Here is a 15,301-nt window from a genome sequence, read left to right as displayed (position 1 = left end):
AATAATACCTAATTAAGCAACTGAAACCAATTCATCATTTGAAATTTCTTCGTAAAAAGTATAGAAGTTTTCAAAATTCTCGGTTAAGTTAAACGCTAATGTTGGCTTATTGGAATCTTTAACAAATTTTAACACATCTTTATCAAGGTTTTCATCTGCTAAAACGACTGCGTCAGAGTGTGTTACAGCGCCAATGTGCATGCTATTGCAATCTGAAGGAAGGAATGCTTTAGTATCCTCTTCTGTCATGTTAGACATTACTGCTTTCTTCGCAAAGTTGGCATTCAGTTTCTCAGCAAATGAATCCTCATAAATAGAGTAAACTACTTTTGAGTTTTTGAAAGTAGGATCGTTTTTGTAAGTAGTTTTGATGTAAGCAGGAACAAGAGAACTCATCCAGCCGTGGCAGTGAACGATATCCGGTGCCCAGCCTAATTTTTTTACAGTTTCCAATGCACCTTTACAGAAGAAAATGGTACGCTCATCGTTGTCATCAAAGAATTTACCGCTAGCGTCTCTGAATACCTGCTTGCGCTGGAAGTATTCTTCGTTATCTAAGAAATAAACCTGCATGCGTGCAGCTGGGATGGAGGCTACTTTTATAATTAAAGGGTTATCATTGTCATCAATAATGATGTTCATTCCAGACAAGCGTATTACTTCGTGTAAACGATTTCTTCTCTCGTTGATATTACCGAACTTGGGCATTAGAATGCGGATTTCGAATCCCTTCTCTTGCATGGCCTGTGGTAATTGACGCGTAATTTCAGAAATTTTAGTAAGCTCGAGGAAAGGCGACATCTCGTGTGTAACAATCAGCAGCTTCGTTTTTGCCATCTCCATATTTTAAGAAAATATTAAGTTAAATAAAAGATAATGAGCCGCAAAGATAAGTATAATAATACTATTTATCAAGATTGGCAAGTATTGTTTGGTTTCATTTAGATTAATTTACACCTTTACGGCTTTAATTTAGATTGTCGACTTTGGAAGTATTTAAAACCAAATCAGCACTTAAGGCTTTTATTGCACCCTTAAAAGCGTCAGGTAAAAAAATTGCGCTTGTGCCTACTATGGGTGCTTTGCACAACGGACACATTTCACTCATTAAACTGGCGCAGGAAAATGCAGATATCATTATCTGTAGCATCTTCGTCAACCCTACGCAGTTTACCGATCCAAAAGACCTTGAGAGATATCCAAGGCCGATAGAACATGATTTGGCTATGCTTGCAGAAGCTGGCTGTAATGGTGTCTTTATGCCAAATGTGGAAGAGATGTATCCTCAGGGAGCCGATGAGAAATGGCACATCGATTTGGGGAATGCTGAATTCCTATTGGAAGGTGCATTTAGGAAAGGACATTATCAGGGGGTAACTCAGATTGTGAAAAAACTATTCGATGCCGTTGAACCGGATTTAGCCATGTTCGGACAGAAAGATTACCAGCAAGTGCTTATGATTAAGAATATGCTGGATCATTTCAAGTTGCCTATTGTGATTATCACATGTCCCATTATCCGCGAAGATGACGGGTTGGCGATGAGCAGCAGAAATATCCATCTTTCTACAGCCGACAGAGCACATTCTTTAGTACTCAGCGAATCACTTCAATTCGTTATTGATCATTGGGCAGAATATACTATTCATGAACTTGAAGAACAAGGTAAGGCCTTTTATCAAGGGATTGAGGGTGTTGAACTTGATTATTTTACCATCGCAAATGGACATACCCTCGAACCTGCTAAATCTAAAGAGGAAAATAGTCTGGTGGTTTTGGTGGCGGCCAAAGTAGGTTCAACCCGACTAATTGATAATATGATCATTAAATAGTTAACTTTGCACCATGGTTATTACAATATTAAAATCGAAAATACATCGTGTTCGTGTAACACAGGCTGAACTGAATTATGTAGGCAGTATTACGATTGATGAAGATTTAATGGATGCAGCTAACATTATCGCTAATGAAAAGGTGCAGATCGTTAATAATAATAATGGTGCCCGTTTTGAAACTTACGTAATTAAAGGAGAACGCGGTACAGGTACCATCTGCTTAAACGGAGCTACAGCCCGTTTGGCTCAGTTGGGTGATATCTTAATCATAATGTCTTATGGTTCCCTGCCAATTGATGAAGCAAAAAAATACAGTCCGATTTTAGTTTTTCCTGATGATAATAACCACTTGCTAAAATAGCCTTGTGACTTTCGACCTCAAAACGGCTCTGAAGTATCTCCTTTTATTTTCATTGGGTGTAGGGATACTTTATTTAGCGTTTAGGGGTCAGGATTTACGAAGTTTATGGTGGGAGATTAAATCCGCTGATTATTTCTGGGTTCTCGCTTCCATGGCAGCTGTTCTGGCTGCGCATGTATTGAGAGCATTGCGCTGGCAGTTGCTATATCAGTCAATGAAATATAACATAGGTATCAATAATATCTATCATGCTGTCATGATTGGTTATCTGGCAAATCTAGCTTTACCGCGGTTTGGTGAAATCGGGCGTTGCTCGGTTATTCATAAAACAAATAAAGTTCCCATGTTTGTCTCCATCGGAACGGTCATTACCGAAAGGCTGTTTGACATGGGCATGTTGTTAGCCAGTGCAACTTGTATCACTTTTTTTCAATACGATAAGCTGAGTTCGTTTTTTCAAAAAATATTAGTTGAGAATATCAGGGACAGGTTTGATCATATAAGTTACTGGTGGTTCCTCGCAGTTTTGCTAATTATGGTGGTTCTGGGCGGCTTTGTATTTTATTTATTAAGGCAAAAGGTGGGGCGGAAACTGCTGAAATTATTTATCAGCCTTCGGCAGGGTTTTAGTTCTTATAAAAAACTAAACCAGAAAGGAATTTTCTGGATTTATACATTGTCGATATGGTTTTTTTACATCTTGTCTATGTATACCTGCTTTTTCGCTTTACAATCGACAGCTCAGCTGGGAGTCGGCGTTGCCGCTACAGCTATTGTATTCTCAGGTTTTGCTATGGCGGCCCCTGTTCAGGGTGGTATCGGCGTGTTTCACTGGATGGTTGCGCAATCGCTTGTGCTTTACACTGTGCCTTTTAAAGACGGTTTAGCTTATGCTGCCATTATTCACTCCTCTCAGGTATTATTGGTCCTGGTTTTAGGAAGTGTGAGCTTAATCATGGTGCTGACCAGAAAACAAATCTGACATTAAAAGTGAAACCTAACATTTTGTACCCCCTTCTTCGGCGCTCCTTTAGTATTTGTTTAGTTAAAAAGTCGTCAAAAAATACTATGCAGCCATAGTATTTTTGATCTATTAATCATACATTTGATTTACTAACCTTTTTATATATAAATGTTATGCATTTTGAATTAAGTGAAGAGCAATTAATGATCCAGCAGGCCGCCCGCGATTTTGCGCAGCAGGAATTAAAACCCGGGGTGATTGAGAGAGACGAGCATCAGAAATTTCCGGCAGAGGAGGTTAAAAAACTTGGTGAACTGGGATTTCTGGGGATGATGGTTGATGAAAAATATAATGGAAGCGGCCTGGATGCCATTTCATATGTATTGGTAATGGAGGAGCTCTCCAAAATTGATGCCTCAGCATCTGTAGTGGTTTCAGTGAATAATTCGCTGGTGTGTTACGGACTGGAAGCTTTCGGAACAGAAGAACAAAAGGAAAAGTATTTAAAGCCATTGGCTTCAGGAGAAAAGATCGGAGCATTTTGCCTTTCAGAACCTGAGGCAGGATCGGACGCCACTTCGCAAAGCACAACTGCCGAAGATAAGGGCGATTATTATTTACTTAATGGAACAAAAAACTGGATTACGAACGGTGGAACAGCCTCAACCTATCTTGTTATTGCGCAAACCCATCCTGAATTAAAACACAAAGGGATAAATGCTTTTATTGTGGAAAAAGGAACACCAGGATTTACCGTTGGTCCTAAGGAAAACAAGCTCGGCATACGGGGTTCTGATACCCATTCGTTGATGTTTAACGATGTTAAGGTGCCTAAAGAAAACAGGATTGGTGAAGATGGATTTGGTTTTAAATTTGCCATGAAAACACTCGAAGGCGGCCGTATTGGTATTGCTGCCCAGGCTTTAGGCATTGCTCAAGGTGCGTTTGAACTGGCTACGCAGTACGCAAAGCAGCGTAAGTCATTCGGTAAGCCAATTTCTGAACACCAGGCAATTGCATTTAAACTGGCTGATATGGCTACACAAATCGAGGCTGCCCGGTTATTGGTTTACAAAGCGGCATGGCTTAAAGATCAGGGTTTGCCATATACTCAGGCGGGATCAATGGCCAAGCTTTTTGCTTCTAAAGTTGCTATGGATGTGACCATAGAAGCCGTACAGGTTCATGGGGGTTATGGCTTTGTCAAAGAATACCATGTAGAGCGTTTAATGCGGGATGCAAAAATTACACAAATATACGAGGGGACCTCTGAAATCCAGAAAATGGTCATATCTCGTGAGGTGATCAGATAATCTAAGGCTGGGCGTTTAAACTTTCCTGTTTTTCACGCCCAGTTTATACTATTCCTTTTCTCCGGCAATTGCGCCAAATATCGCTTTTATCAGGGCTACAATGATCGCCAGAAAGGCTGCTGCAAAGAAACCAGATGTATTGAATGAGGTCATCATGCTATCTACCAGAAGAATCATTAACACAGTAATGATGAATGATACCAATCCTAGTGTTAGGAAATTAATCGGGAAGGTTAATAGCCTCAGGATAAACCCTATTGTTGCATTTGCAAGGGCGATTAGAATTGCGGCAATCAAGGCGCTCGAATAGCCCGCTACTTCTACGCCGGGAACTAATTTTGCGCCGATAAAAAAGGCTAGTCCCATTAAAAGGATCTCGATAATTAATCTCATAATGTTAAATTTGACAATGGTTAAAAATTTAAATCAGCAACTGATCATTTTTATAGTGGCTGCATTTTTTATTTCTTGCTCAGGAAGAAACAACAAAGCAGTCATTAAGTTTTCGATAGATAGTACTTCAATTGTTCTTAACAATCTTGGTGATGCCAGTCTTGTTCAGGTCAAAAATGTTTATTCAAAAAACCTTGATTCATCAAACCTGCTTTCAGTGATTGCCTTGCCAGGCGAGCTGGATAGCCTGCAGGATGAAATTGTGGTAAAGGGTCATTATGTGCTTCAGGGAGATTCCATCTTGTTTAAGCCAGATCAGCCTTTTAAGAAAAATAAAAGATATCTGGTTGAGAGTTTTATCGGTGCTGAGTTTGCTACCGTGAGTAAACTATTCTCTGGTACCATCAAACAGAACCTGCAGCCGCAAAAACAAATTCTTAAGCGGTAGTAATCAGTATAATAATTCAGTCAACTATTGAAATTTTATAAAAAAATTATTACATTTGCATCGTAATCGAAGAAAAGAGAAGGGGACAATGTCCCCTTTTTCTATGAAATCAGGTTAAAATATGCAAGTAGAAAAGAGAGTTGCTGACCTCGTAGAGGAAAAAATTGCAGACCGGCCAGAACTGTTTCTGGTTGATGTGAAAATGTTGCCAAACAATAAATTAATTATTCATGTTGATGGTGACGAAGGTATTAGCATACAGGATTGTGTGGACATAAGCAGGCATGTTGGTTTTCATTTAGAAGAGGAAAATACAATTGAACAGGCTTATAATTTAGAAGTTTCTTCTCCCGGAGTTGGTGAGCCTTTGAAACTGATCCGTCAGTATCAAAAAAATATCGGCAGAACGTTAAGTCTGAAATTAAAGGACGGCAGGAAGAAGGAAGGGAAACTTTTAGAAGTTGCAGAAAATAACCTGCTGATGGAGGAATCGGTTAAGGAAAAAGGGAAAAAAGCGGTTTTAGTTCAAACTGAAGTGTCGCTTAATGATATATTAGAAACCAGTGTGTTAATTTCATTTAAGTAAAATGAGTACTACAACAATTAATTTGATCGACTCTTTTCAGGAGTTTAAGGATTTTAAAAATATAGATCGCCCTACGGTGATCAGTGTGTTGGAAGAGGTTTTCCGTAGTATGTTGCGTAAAAAATACGGAACAGACGAAAACTGTGATGTGATTGTAAATCCCGATAACGGGGATTTGGAAATCTGGAGAACTAGAAAAGTCATGGAGGATGGTTTCTCAGAAGATGATGATTTAGAAATTGAACTTGCTGATGTACATCAGTTTGACCCGACTTTAGAGGTTGGTGATGATTATATTGAGCAGATTACATTAGAGAGTTTCGGGCGCAGGGCAATTTTAGCAGCACGCCAGACTTTGGTTTCTAAAGTATTAGAGTTAGAAAAAGACGAGATCTTCAAAAAGTATAAAGACCGTGTTGGTGAAATTATTACCGGTGAGGTTTATCAGGTTTGGAAGAAAGAAACCCTGGTTCTGGATGATGAAGGTAATGAACTTTTAATGCCAAAAACGGAGCAGATTCCTGCAGATTATTTCAAAAAAGGTGATTCTGTGAGAGCAGTAATCTCTAAAGTAGAAATGATCAATGCAAATCCGAAGATCATTATTTCAAGAACAGCACCTGAGTTTTTACAGCGTTTGTTCGAACTTGAAGTTCCGGAGATTTTTGATGGTTTAATTACCGTTAAGAAAATTGTTCGTGAACCAGGAGAACGTGCTAAAGTTGCGGTAGAATCTTATGATGACCGTATCGATCCGGTAGGTGCTTGCGTGGGTATGAAAGGATCACGTATCCATGGTATCGTTCGCGAATTGAAAAACGAAAATATTGATGTGATTAACTTCACAAATAACATTTCATTATACATTACCCGTGCTTTAAGCCCGGCGAAAATCACGTCTATTAAATTAGATGATGAAACAAAACATGCATCTGTTTATTTAAAACCAGATCAGGTTTCATTGGCTATCGGACGTGGCGGACATAACATTAAACTGGCTGGTAAATTAACTGGTTACGAAATTGATGTGTATCGCGAAGCTGGAGAAGAAAACGACGAGGATGTTGATTTAGAGGAATTCTCAGATGAGATTGACAGCTGGATCATTGATGAATTAAAGGCTATCGGTTGCGATACTGCTAAGAGTGTTTTAGCACTTACAGTAGAAGATTTGGTTAAACGCACCGACTTAGAAGAGGAAACCATTAAAGAAGTGGTTCAGATCTTGCAGTCAGAATTTGAATAAGTGGTGTAATTGCCAAATAAACACTACTTTTGTATTATATTAAAAAATAAAAGGAGCTAGATGTCAGACGACAAACCAATCATTTTAATTAAAGCTATTAAAGAACTTAACATAGGCATGGGTACGGCCGTTGAGTTTTTAAACAAAAAGGGATTCTCTGCCGAGAAGAGCCCTATGTTTAAACTTACGCCAGACATGTACAGTGCCTTGTTGAAAGAGTATCAGGGAGATAAGATCGTAAGAGAAGAAGCCAAACAAATAGTGATTGGTAAAATACGTCGTGACGAGCCTGAGACTGAAAAGCCAGTAGAAGCGCCGAAGAAAAATACCGACTTTGAAAAAAGTGATGAGATTTTAATAAAAAATGCTCAGTCATTTACAGCACCGGCGGAGAAACCAAAAGTTGCCGAAACACCGGCACCGAAAGTAGAAACACCAGCGCCTGCGGCAGCAGAGCCTGTTGCAGCTTCAAAAGCGGAAGACAAATCTGAAGACAGTGGTTTACCAGGAGTAAAAATTGTAGGTAAGATCGATTTAAACGACCTTAACTCTAAAACACGTCCTGTTAAAAAAGAGGAGACTGCACCAGCACCAGCTGCTCCGGCACCAACACCGGTAGTAAAGGTTGAAGAACCTGTAAAACCGGTAGAACAGCCGAAGGTGGAAGAAAAACCAGTGGAAGTTAGAAAAGAAGAAGTCCCTGCTCCGGCACCTGTTGCTAAAACACCGGAACCTGCTAAACCTGTTGAGCAGCCAAAAGCTGAACAAAAACCAGCAAATGCAGAGCCGGAAGTAATTAAGGCGAGAACGGTAAAATTAAGTGGTCCAAATATCATTGGAAAGATTACTTTACCTACTACTCCTGATAGAAGAAGTAACCCGGTAGCGTCGTCTAGTGATAGTGAGGCTGCTAAACGTAAGCGTAAGCGTAAAAAAACGCCAGGAGCACCAGGCCAACCCGGACAACAGGGTGGTCAGGGCCAGCCGGGTCAAAACCCAGCAGGTCAGGGTCAGGGTGGAGCGCCAGGACAACCTCGTCAGCCTTATCAGGGTAACAGACCGGGGGGTACGCCTTATCAAGGCAACCGTCCGGCGGGACAAGGTGGTCCAGGTTATCAGGGCAACAGAAATAATAACAGACCTGGTTTCCAAAACAGGAACGCTACCCCAAGCGGACCAAAAGAAGAACCTACAGAGAAAGAAATTCAAGATCAGATCAAGGCAACCCTTGCCCGCTTAAGTGGAGCAGGTAAATCTGGTAAATTTGCTCAGCGTGCTAAATTACGTCGTCAGAAGCGTGATGATGTAGCGTTCAATGCAGAAGAGGCAGCAAACGAGCTTGAATCTCAATCGAAAATATTAAAGGTAACAGAATTTGTTACTGCTAATGAGTTAGCGAGCATGATGGATGTACCGGTTACCAAAATCATTGGTACTTGTATGAGTCTTGGTATGTTCGTTTCCATTAATCAGCGTTTAGATGCTGAAACTTTAACTATCGTTGCTGATGAGTTTGGTTACGAAATTCAGTTTGTTAAGCCTGATGAAGATGAGGAAAATGTAATTGAAGAAGAAGATAACGAGGCAGACTTAATCGAAAGAGCTCCGGTTGTAACGATTATGGGTCACGTCGATCACGGTAAAACTTCATTACTGGATTATATTCGTAAAGCGAATGTGGTTGCAGGTGAAGCGGGTGGTATTACACAGCACATTGGTGCATACATGGTAACTACACCAACCGGTAAAAAAGTAACTTTCTTAGATACACCAGGTCACGAAGCCTTTACAGCGATGCGTGCCCGTGGTGCTAAGGCAGCAGATATTGCCATTATTGTAATTGCTGCGGATGATGCGGTGATGCCTCAGACAAAAGAGGCGATAAACCACGCACAAGCGGCAGGTGTACCTTTAGTATTTGCTTTCACGAAAGTAGATAAGCCAGGTGCAAATGCAGATAAGGTGCGTGAGCAGTTATCAGCAATGAATATTCTGGTTGAAGATTGGGGTGGTAAATATCAGTCACAGGAGATCTCAAGCAAAAGCGGTTTAAATGTCGATTTGCTTTTAGATAAGGTATTATTAGAAGCTGAATTATTAGAACTTAAAGCTAATCCGAATAAGAGGGCTACAGGTACTGTAATTGAATCGGCACTAGATAAAGGTCGTGGTATTGTAACTACAGTACTGGTTCAGGCTGGTACGTTGAGGGTTGGAGATCCAATTCTTGCAGGAAGTTACAGTGGTCGTGTTAAAGCATTAACCAATGAGCGTGGAGCTAAAGTAGAGTCGGCAGGTCCATCACAACCGGTACAGGTATTGGGTATGCAAGGAGCGCCTACAGCAGGTGATCGTTTCAATGCACTGGAAAGCGAAACTGAAGCACGTGATATTGCAAACAAACGTATGCAATTGCAACGTGAGCAGGGCTTGCGTACGCAGAAACACATCACGCTTGATGAGATCGGTCGTCGTTTGGCAATTGGTAACTTTAAAGAGCTTAACATCATCGTTAAAGGTGATGTGGATGGTTCTATTGAAGCATTAGCCGATTCATTGCTGAAATTATCGACTGAGCAGATCCAAATCAATATCATCAGTAAAGGTGTTGGTCAGATTTCAGAATCTGACGTATTGTTAGCTTCGGCTTCAGATGCGATCATCATTGGTTTCCAGGTTCGTCCGTCAACAGGTGCACGTAAACTTGCAGAAGCAGAGCAAATCGACATCCGTTTATATTCTATCATTTACGATGCAATCAACGAGATTAAATCGGCAATGGAAGGTATGTTGGATCCTGAGTTCGAAGAGAAAATTGTGGCTAATGTTGAAATCCGTGAGACATTCAAAATTACCAAAGTGGGTACCATCGCAGGTTGTATGGTATTGGATGGTAAGATTACCCGTAACAGCAAAATCCGTATTGTTAGAGATGGTGTAGTTGTCTACACTGGTGAACTGGCATCATTAAAACGCTTTAAAGACGACGTTAAAGAAGTTAATAAAGGTTACGAGTGTGGTTTAAACATTCAGAACTTTAATAACATTGAAGTTGGCGATATCGTTGAAGCTTATGAACAAGTAGAAGTAGCAAGGAAGTTGTAGTCCAGCTAAAAGCAATATAAATATTTAAGGCCTCAAGTGATTGAGGCCTTTTTTTATACCTTACATACTTTCACATAGTATTAAGTTTTTGAGAGTGGGATAGTAAAAGATCTGTTTACATTCTCAAATAATATCTGGACAAATCATGATTTATTTTGGCGTGTAAAATTTTACATACATAAATGTTAAAATTTATTCAGAAATATTTCAGGCTGATTTTTTAATAGATATTTGTTTTTTATCTACTTGACCCTTTTTAATGGATATAGAATTAAAACGTACAGAAAAAAACACTAAAAAGAATTTTGACTTTGTTGATACAATCAGGTGCATTTCCATGATCGGAATTGTTTTTGAACATGCCTCTGTTTTTTACGGAGTGACTTATTCAGGCAAAATGGATACGTTTATTGAGGTTTCAGTAATGCAGTTTTTCAAGTTTGGAACTATTGCCTTCTTCCTAATAGGTGGTTTTTTGATTAACCATAAATTTCAGGAGTATACTCCCGGCCAATACCTTAAAAACAGATTTAAAAATACCATTAAACCTTGGTTATTTTGGATTATGATTTTTGTTTTGCTTGATTTTGTAGACAGGTATGTGGCTTACAGTAAGGGGGGGGACGATAGGATTATTGTCGACTTTTTAGGATATGCCGGGGATCGGCTTGTAAATACACTTTTTTTTACAAGCTATTGGTTTATCTTAAACTTTCTGATTTGCATTAGCTTATTGCTTATTTTTAAAAAATATCTTTACAGTATTTGGTTTGGACTTGTGCTAGGTTTACTTACCCTGTTTTATAGCTTCAACTTATATTACCATTGGATTCTAACCCAGCATTCTACCGCTATTTTCGGCTTTGTATTTTATTTGTGGCTTGGTGTTTTTATGAACCGATACTATGATCAGGTAATGTTGTTCGTTAAGAGAAGTAGGTGGACGTTGGTTATCTTATTAGTGCTGGCAACATTTTTTTTTGCCGACTGGGAAGCAGCTTATTTGTTAAAAGCGGATCATTCCGACCCATTTAATACACTTAGAGTTTCAAATATACTATATTCTCTGGCAGCATTTTTCCTGCTTCTTAAAATTGGAAATATTAAATGGCTTCAGGAAAAGCTGGAACCACGCAAAACAACTTTTGGAATTTACCTTATTCATGCAGTAGTAATTGAAAGGTTATTTCCATTAATATTTATGCCAATGCACCTGGATCCGAAATTATATGGTGTATGGACAAATACATGTTTCAGTATTGTTAAGTTTAGCATTGCCTATTTTGTAACCCTAGCCCTGGTGAAACTTATACTCAAAACCAAAATGCGTAAGTTTGTAGGAAGCAATTAAACTTTTATGGATATGAATCAATTTAAGGCCCTTTATGGCGTCTTTAACATCGATATGAACCCGGTTACAGCAACCGATATAACTGAGATTTTAAAGGAACGATTTTTAAAGGGTGATTCGGTTGTCATCCCTGCCGGACTGAGCTTTAATGATGCTTTTACGGATCCTGCTTTCGGACAACCAAAGTTTCTACAAATAGAACACAGGGGACGCAAGCATGATATTATCGAAGCCGATTATGATTATGATATTGAGATCAGTCTTTCTGAAACAGTTAAAAAGATCAGAATTATCTATTATGTTTACATCAATCGTAACTCAAACTGGCGCGGAATTGTATCCGGACAGCTTTTACAAATTAAAGGCTATGGATTGTTAGACGAGGCAGCCTTATACATTCACATAACGGATACTGATGGTAAAGCAGATGAAGTGATTAGATTTATAGGAGAATTTGTATCTGATGCTATTATAAGTACCAATAACGAAAATCTGTTTGAATATCCTGCCATCAGCTTAGTTTACAATCTAGCCAAGCAATTTCCTGATGATATTTTTATTTATTTCCATTCAAAAGCTATGAGTTACAATGTAACGACCAGGCGAATTGATGAGGTAGCTTTGTTAACCAAAACTTTTGAAAACTGGCGTAAAAAACTAGAACTATTTAAAAATCCTCAAATAAATAAAGCAGGCTTGTTTCCCGCTATAGGAAGTAATGATGATAAGGAAATATTTGGAGTAAGAGGAGGCTGGATCTGGTACAATTTCTGGTATGCACGGGGGAGTTATATTGTTAACTGTGATGAACCTTTAATTACTCATGACCGCTACTTCTTCGAACACTGGCTGGGTTTGCAAAACGGAACGCTAACTATTGGTAACGACTGCGCAAATTTATATACCGCACCAAAAAATAACAAAATTTATTTCACACCGGCACAGGCGCATGTTGCGCTAACTGAACTCATTAACAGGGAAATGACGCGGTTTTAACAGCTTTCATTCCGCGCATATCTTTATGGTATAGAACGGAATGATTACTTTAGCATCATGATTACATCAGTTGAGCCATTAGTATCAATCGTTTTGTGCACTTACAATGGCGAGATTTTCATCAGAAAGCTTATTGACAGTTTACTTGATCAAACCTATAAAAATATTGAGATCATAGCGCTTGATGATTGCTCGGCGGATAGCACATTTTTCATTTTATCAGATTATACGGTTCGACACCCCTCAATAAAAGTTTATCAGAATGAATCAAATATTGGTTTCAACAGAAATTTCGAGAAAGCTATTCAATTATCAGCGGGTGATTATATTGCTATATGCGACCAGGATGATATATGGCTTCCAGCCAAAATAGAAACCTTAGTGAAACATATCAAAGACAATTGGCTGATTTTTTCTAACTCAGATCTGATAAATGAAAATGATCAGTTAATTGAGAAAAGTCTCTTATCTGATGCTTTCAGCATAAAAAAATCCAGTTATCGAAGTATTTTGATTAATAATTTTGTAACAGGACATACCTGTTTGTTTTCCAGAAGCTTTATAGATCAGATCTACCCTATGCCCGAAAGAGGTTATTATGACTGGTGGATGGGGTTTGTAGCGCTTTATCATCATAAGATAGCCTTCATTAATCTGAAACTAACACTTTATAGACAACATGATGAATCGGTAATTAATAAGGAAATTAAACCATCAGCGAATAATCAATCGGAGCGTAATAAAGTCGATTTCCGTTCAACTTCAACAATGTTAACCGTGCTTGCCGGTTGTTCACGGATAGCAAAAGCTGACAGAGCATTTATTACAACAATATTCAGTATGTATCACACAATTGATGAAAAACAGGAATTGAAATGGAAAATTTTCATCTACCTGAATTTTAATCAATTATTTGCCTTTGAAAAAAATAGAGGTTTTTTTAGTACAACACGCATAAAGAAATCTTCAGCATTTGTTGAAAATTTATTACAGGTTAAAAAGTCAATATCATGATTTCTATCATTATTAGTTCTGTTAATGCTAAAATGTTGTCGGCCGTTAAAAAAAACATAGCTGATACCATTGGTGTGCCTTACGAGGTAATTAGTTTTGACAATGCCAGTGGAAAAAGGGGGTTATGCGAAATTTACAATTCGGGAGTTTCAAAGGCGAGGTATGATTTACTTTGCTTTATGCACGAAGATGTAGAAATTCTTACTACAAACTGGGGAGATGAAGTAGCCGAAATTATGGGTGATGAGACGATAGGTCTTTTAGGCGTAGCTGGATCAAGCTATAAATCTTTAACACCCGGTGGATGGGCTTGTCCGGGAATTGAAGCAAAAACCAATAAGGTGAATATTATACAGCGTTATAAGTATTCCGAGGGTGGCACAAAAAAAGAATACTTCAATTCTGAAAACGAGCAGCTTTCGCAGGTAGCAACTATAGACGGGGTATGGATGTGTACAAGGAAAAGTATCACAGATTCGGTTAAGTTTGATGAGCAAACGCTTCCGTTATTTCATGGTTATGATGTAGATATCTCGTTGCAGGTTGCTAAGGAACATAAGGTTGTAGTTACGTTCAATATATTGTTGGATCATTTTTCTGAAGGTAATTACTCCACTGATTGGCTAAAATCGGCCATGCAAATCTCTTTAAAGCATCAGCAGTGCCTCCCGTTGAACATTTCCGGCCTTGATGCAAAAGCGTCGTCCAGAGGTGAGAAAATGGCTTGTAGAGCTTTACTAAAAATGCTGTCAGCTGAGAAGTATAGCGCATGGGCCAAAGTCAGTGTTTTGTGGAACTTTAAGCTTTACAGGGTATTGGGCTTTGGTGGGTTTTTATCATTCAACTTTAAAATCCTAATTGGCCGGTATTAAATTACGATACCTTCATCTTTAAACATCGGCCGCCAAAAATCAAGGTTTTTATCCCAGGCATGGCAACCAAATGGAAGTACCCCTTTGGTTAATTCTAATGCATATTCACCATGATTTTCAATAGAAAAAAGAGCTGCTTTTTTATAGTTTGGGATTTTTAACTGTTCTGATTTTCGGTTTACCGCTATACTCCAGAAGGCGTCCTCGTTGAAACGGTGAAAGTTTTGAGCAGTATAATCAGCAATCAATTGCTGCTTTGACTGGCATAAATCAAAGAACTTTTTGGTGTTCCTAAGCGAAAATCCGCCGTTACCCACTTTATTTTCAAACTGTAAGTCACTGGGGATACCAGTCCTTTTTTGTTTTACATCATACTTAATGTGAAAATAAGCCTTAAACTGATTCTTTAGTTTTTTGAATAAATCTGGATAGTCTGCTTCTCTTAACCAGGGAGCACCAATATAATCATACCCTGCCTCGCACCACTGTTGCAACTCATCTTTGAATACAAAAGCATCAGGCTGGTAGATTAAGATAAAATCATTGGCAAGAAATTTCTCGTAGAATATCGATGCCAACATCAATCTGTTATATCCGGCAATGTTTTTAAAATATACATCATCGAAGCTGTAAACGGTGTTAAAAGGATACTTATAGTTTTTTAAATCTAGTGACAGGGGCTTTACCGCAACAATATTATATTCGCCAAGTACTTTAAAGCACTGGTTGAGCGAGATGATTTCCATTTCACTCAGCGAAGGTTTGTATATAGGAATAACTACAGTAACACTTTTTTTCATTCTATTGGTGAAATAAT

15 protein-coding genes are annotated in these 15,301 nt (G+C 38.7%); 12 read left to right on the top strand and 3 right to left on the bottom strand.

Translation table 11 applies throughout. The features are described from left to right. Positions 1-12: 12 nt before the first annotated feature. Positions 13-837, bottom strand: a complete 825-nt coding sequence (locus R2Q80_RS06730) for a glycogen/starch synthase (protein WP_047800394.1) — start codon at positions 835-837, stop codon at positions 13-15. A 149-nt stretch (positions 838-986) separates the two neighbouring features. Between R2Q80_RS06730 and panC the strand changes: the two genes are divergently transcribed. The 4 genes from panC (at position 987) to R2Q80_RS06710 (ending at position 4,473) form a co-directional block, all read left to right on the top strand. After that, positions 987-1,832: a pantoate--beta-alanine ligase gene (gene panC / locus R2Q80_RS06725; protein WP_316798863.1), complete on the top strand. Its 846-nt coding sequence runs from the start codon at positions 987-989 to the stop codon at positions 1,830-1,832. A gap of 13 nt (positions 1,833-1,845) precedes the next feature. Continuing rightward, positions 1,846-2,196, top strand: coding sequence for an aspartate 1-decarboxylase (gene panD, locus R2Q80_RS06720; RefSeq protein WP_316798862.1), 351 nt, complete (start codon positions 1,846-1,848; stop codon positions 2,194-2,196). A 4-nt stretch (positions 2,197-2,200) separates the two neighbouring features. After that, positions 2,201-3,178 carry a lysylphosphatidylglycerol synthase transmembrane domain-containing protein gene (locus R2Q80_RS06715; protein WP_316798861.1) on the top strand — a complete coding sequence of 326 codons (978 nt, stop codon included), beginning with the start codon at positions 2,201-2,203 and terminating at the stop codon, positions 3,176-3,178. 155 nt (positions 3,179-3,333) lie between these two features. Beyond that, entirely contained in the window at positions 3,334-4,473 is a 1,140-nt protein-coding gene (locus R2Q80_RS06710; protein WP_316798860.1) for an acyl-CoA dehydrogenase, read from the top strand. Positions 4,474-4,521: 48 nt separating this feature from the next. Here R2Q80_RS06710 and R2Q80_RS06705 read toward each other — a convergent pair whose 3' ends face one another. After that, positions 4,522-4,866 (bottom strand): phage holin family protein, encoded by a 345-nt coding sequence (locus R2Q80_RS06705; RefSeq protein WP_047800035.1) that lies wholly within the window; start codon positions 4,864-4,866, stop codon positions 4,522-4,524. A gap of 16 nt (positions 4,867-4,882) precedes the next feature. On the opposite strand from R2Q80_RS06705, the gene R2Q80_RS06700 reads away from it, so the two are divergent. From R2Q80_RS06700 to R2Q80_RS06665, 8 genes are all read left to right on the top strand, one after another. Then, positions 4,883-5,314, top strand: coding sequence for a hypothetical protein (locus R2Q80_RS06700; RefSeq protein ID WP_316798859.1), 432 nt, complete (start codon positions 4,883-4,885; stop codon positions 5,312-5,314). A 121-nt stretch (positions 5,315-5,435) separates the two neighbouring features. Beyond that, positions 5,436-5,900 (top strand): ribosome assembly cofactor RimP, encoded by a 465-nt coding sequence (gene rimP / locus R2Q80_RS06695; RefSeq protein ID WP_316798858.1) that lies wholly within the window; start codon positions 5,436-5,438, stop codon positions 5,898-5,900. A 1-nt stretch (position 5,901) separates the two neighbouring features. Further along, the gene (gene nusA / locus R2Q80_RS06690) at positions 5,902-7,146 is read left to right on the top strand and encodes a transcription termination factor NusA (RefSeq protein WP_047800038.1); all 1,245 of its coding nucleotides are present in this window, start codon (positions 5,902-5,904) and stop codon (positions 7,144-7,146) included. A 60-nt stretch (positions 7,147-7,206) separates the two neighbouring features. Continuing rightward, positions 7,207-10,251 carry a translation initiation factor IF-2 gene (infB, locus tag R2Q80_RS06685; RefSeq protein ID WP_316798857.1) on the top strand — a complete coding sequence of 1,015 codons (3,045 nt, stop codon included), beginning with the start codon at positions 7,207-7,209 and terminating at the stop codon, positions 10,249-10,251. A 259-nt stretch (positions 10,252-10,510) separates the two neighbouring features. After that, the gene (locus R2Q80_RS06680) at positions 10,511-11,602 is read left to right on the top strand and encodes an acyltransferase (RefSeq protein ID WP_316798856.1); all 1,092 of its coding nucleotides are present in this window, start codon (positions 10,511-10,513) and stop codon (positions 11,600-11,602) included. A gap of 12 nt (positions 11,603-11,614) precedes the next feature. Next, positions 11,615-12,598 carry a hypothetical protein gene (locus R2Q80_RS06675; protein ID WP_316798855.1) on the top strand — a complete coding sequence of 328 codons (984 nt, stop codon included), beginning with the start codon at positions 11,615-11,617 and terminating at the stop codon, positions 12,596-12,598. A gap of 57 nt (positions 12,599-12,655) precedes the next feature. Then, entirely contained in the window at positions 12,656-13,612 is a 957-nt protein-coding gene (locus R2Q80_RS06670) for a glycosyltransferase (protein ID WP_316798854.1), read from the top strand. Then, positions 13,609-14,484 (top strand): glycosyltransferase, encoded by an 876-nt coding sequence (locus R2Q80_RS06665; protein WP_316798853.1) that lies wholly within the window; start codon positions 13,609-13,611, stop codon positions 14,482-14,484. Before R2Q80_RS06670 ends, R2Q80_RS06665 begins: the two co-directional genes overlap by 4 nt. Here R2Q80_RS06665 and R2Q80_RS06660 read toward each other — a convergent pair. After that, positions 14,481-15,284 carry a DUF5672 family protein gene (locus tag R2Q80_RS06660; protein ID WP_316798852.1) on the bottom strand — a complete coding sequence of 268 codons (804 nt, stop codon included), beginning with the start codon at positions 15,282-15,284 and terminating at the stop codon, positions 14,481-14,483. The genes R2Q80_RS06665 and R2Q80_RS06660 overlap by 4 nt on opposite strands. Positions 15,285-15,301 lie beyond the last annotated feature (17 nt).

It is taken from the genome of Pedobacter frigidisoli (assembly GCF_032678525.1).
Taxonomy (GTDB): Bacteria; Bacteroidota; Bacteroidia; order Sphingobacteriales; family Sphingobacteriaceae; genus Pedobacter; species Pedobacter frigidisoli_A.
Note: the sequence above shows the minus strand (reverse complement) of the source record. Positions and strands in the feature narration are given on the sequence as shown.

Coding starts and splice junctions, on each gene's coding strand:
- R2Q80_RS06730 (WP_047800394.1), bottom strand. CDS start 837: ATGGCAAAAACGAAGCTGCTGATTGTTACACACGAGATGTCGCCTTTC.
- panD (WP_316798862.1), top strand. CDS start 1,846: ATGGTTATTACAATATTAAAATCGAAAATACATCGTGTTCGTGTAACA.
- R2Q80_RS06710 (WP_316798860.1), top strand. CDS start 3,334: ATGCATTTTGAATTAAGTGAAGAGCAATTAATGATCCAGCAGGCCGCC.
- R2Q80_RS06705 (WP_047800035.1), bottom strand. CDS start 4,866: ATGAGATTAATTATCGAGATCCTTTTAATGGGACTAGCCTTTTTTATC.
- R2Q80_RS06700 (WP_316798859.1), top strand. CDS start 4,883: ATGGTTAAAAATTTAAATCAGCAACTGATCATTTTTATAGTGGCTGCA.
- rimP (WP_316798858.1), top strand. CDS start 5,436: ATGCAAGTAGAAAAGAGAGTTGCTGACCTCGTAGAGGAAAAAATTGCA.
- nusA (WP_047800038.1), top strand. CDS start 5,902: ATGAGTACTACAACAATTAATTTGATCGACTCTTTTCAGGAGTTTAAG.
- infB (WP_316798857.1), top strand. CDS start 7,207: ATGTCAGACGACAAACCAATCATTTTAATTAAAGCTATTAAAGAACTT.
- R2Q80_RS06680 (WP_316798856.1), top strand. CDS start 10,511: ATGGATATAGAATTAAAACGTACAGAAAAAAACACTAAAAAGAATTTT.
- R2Q80_RS06675 (WP_316798855.1), top strand. CDS start 11,615: ATGAATCAATTTAAGGCCCTTTATGGCGTCTTTAACATCGATATGAAC.
- R2Q80_RS06670 (WP_316798854.1), top strand. CDS start 12,656: ATGATTACATCAGTTGAGCCATTAGTATCAATCGTTTTGTGCACTTAC.
- R2Q80_RS06665 (WP_316798853.1), top strand. CDS start 13,609: ATGATTTCTATCATTATTAGTTCTGTTAATGCTAAAATGTTGTCGGCC.
- R2Q80_RS06660 (WP_316798852.1), bottom strand. CDS start 15,284: ATGAAAAAAAGTGTTACTGTAGTTATTCCTATATACAAACCTTCGCTG.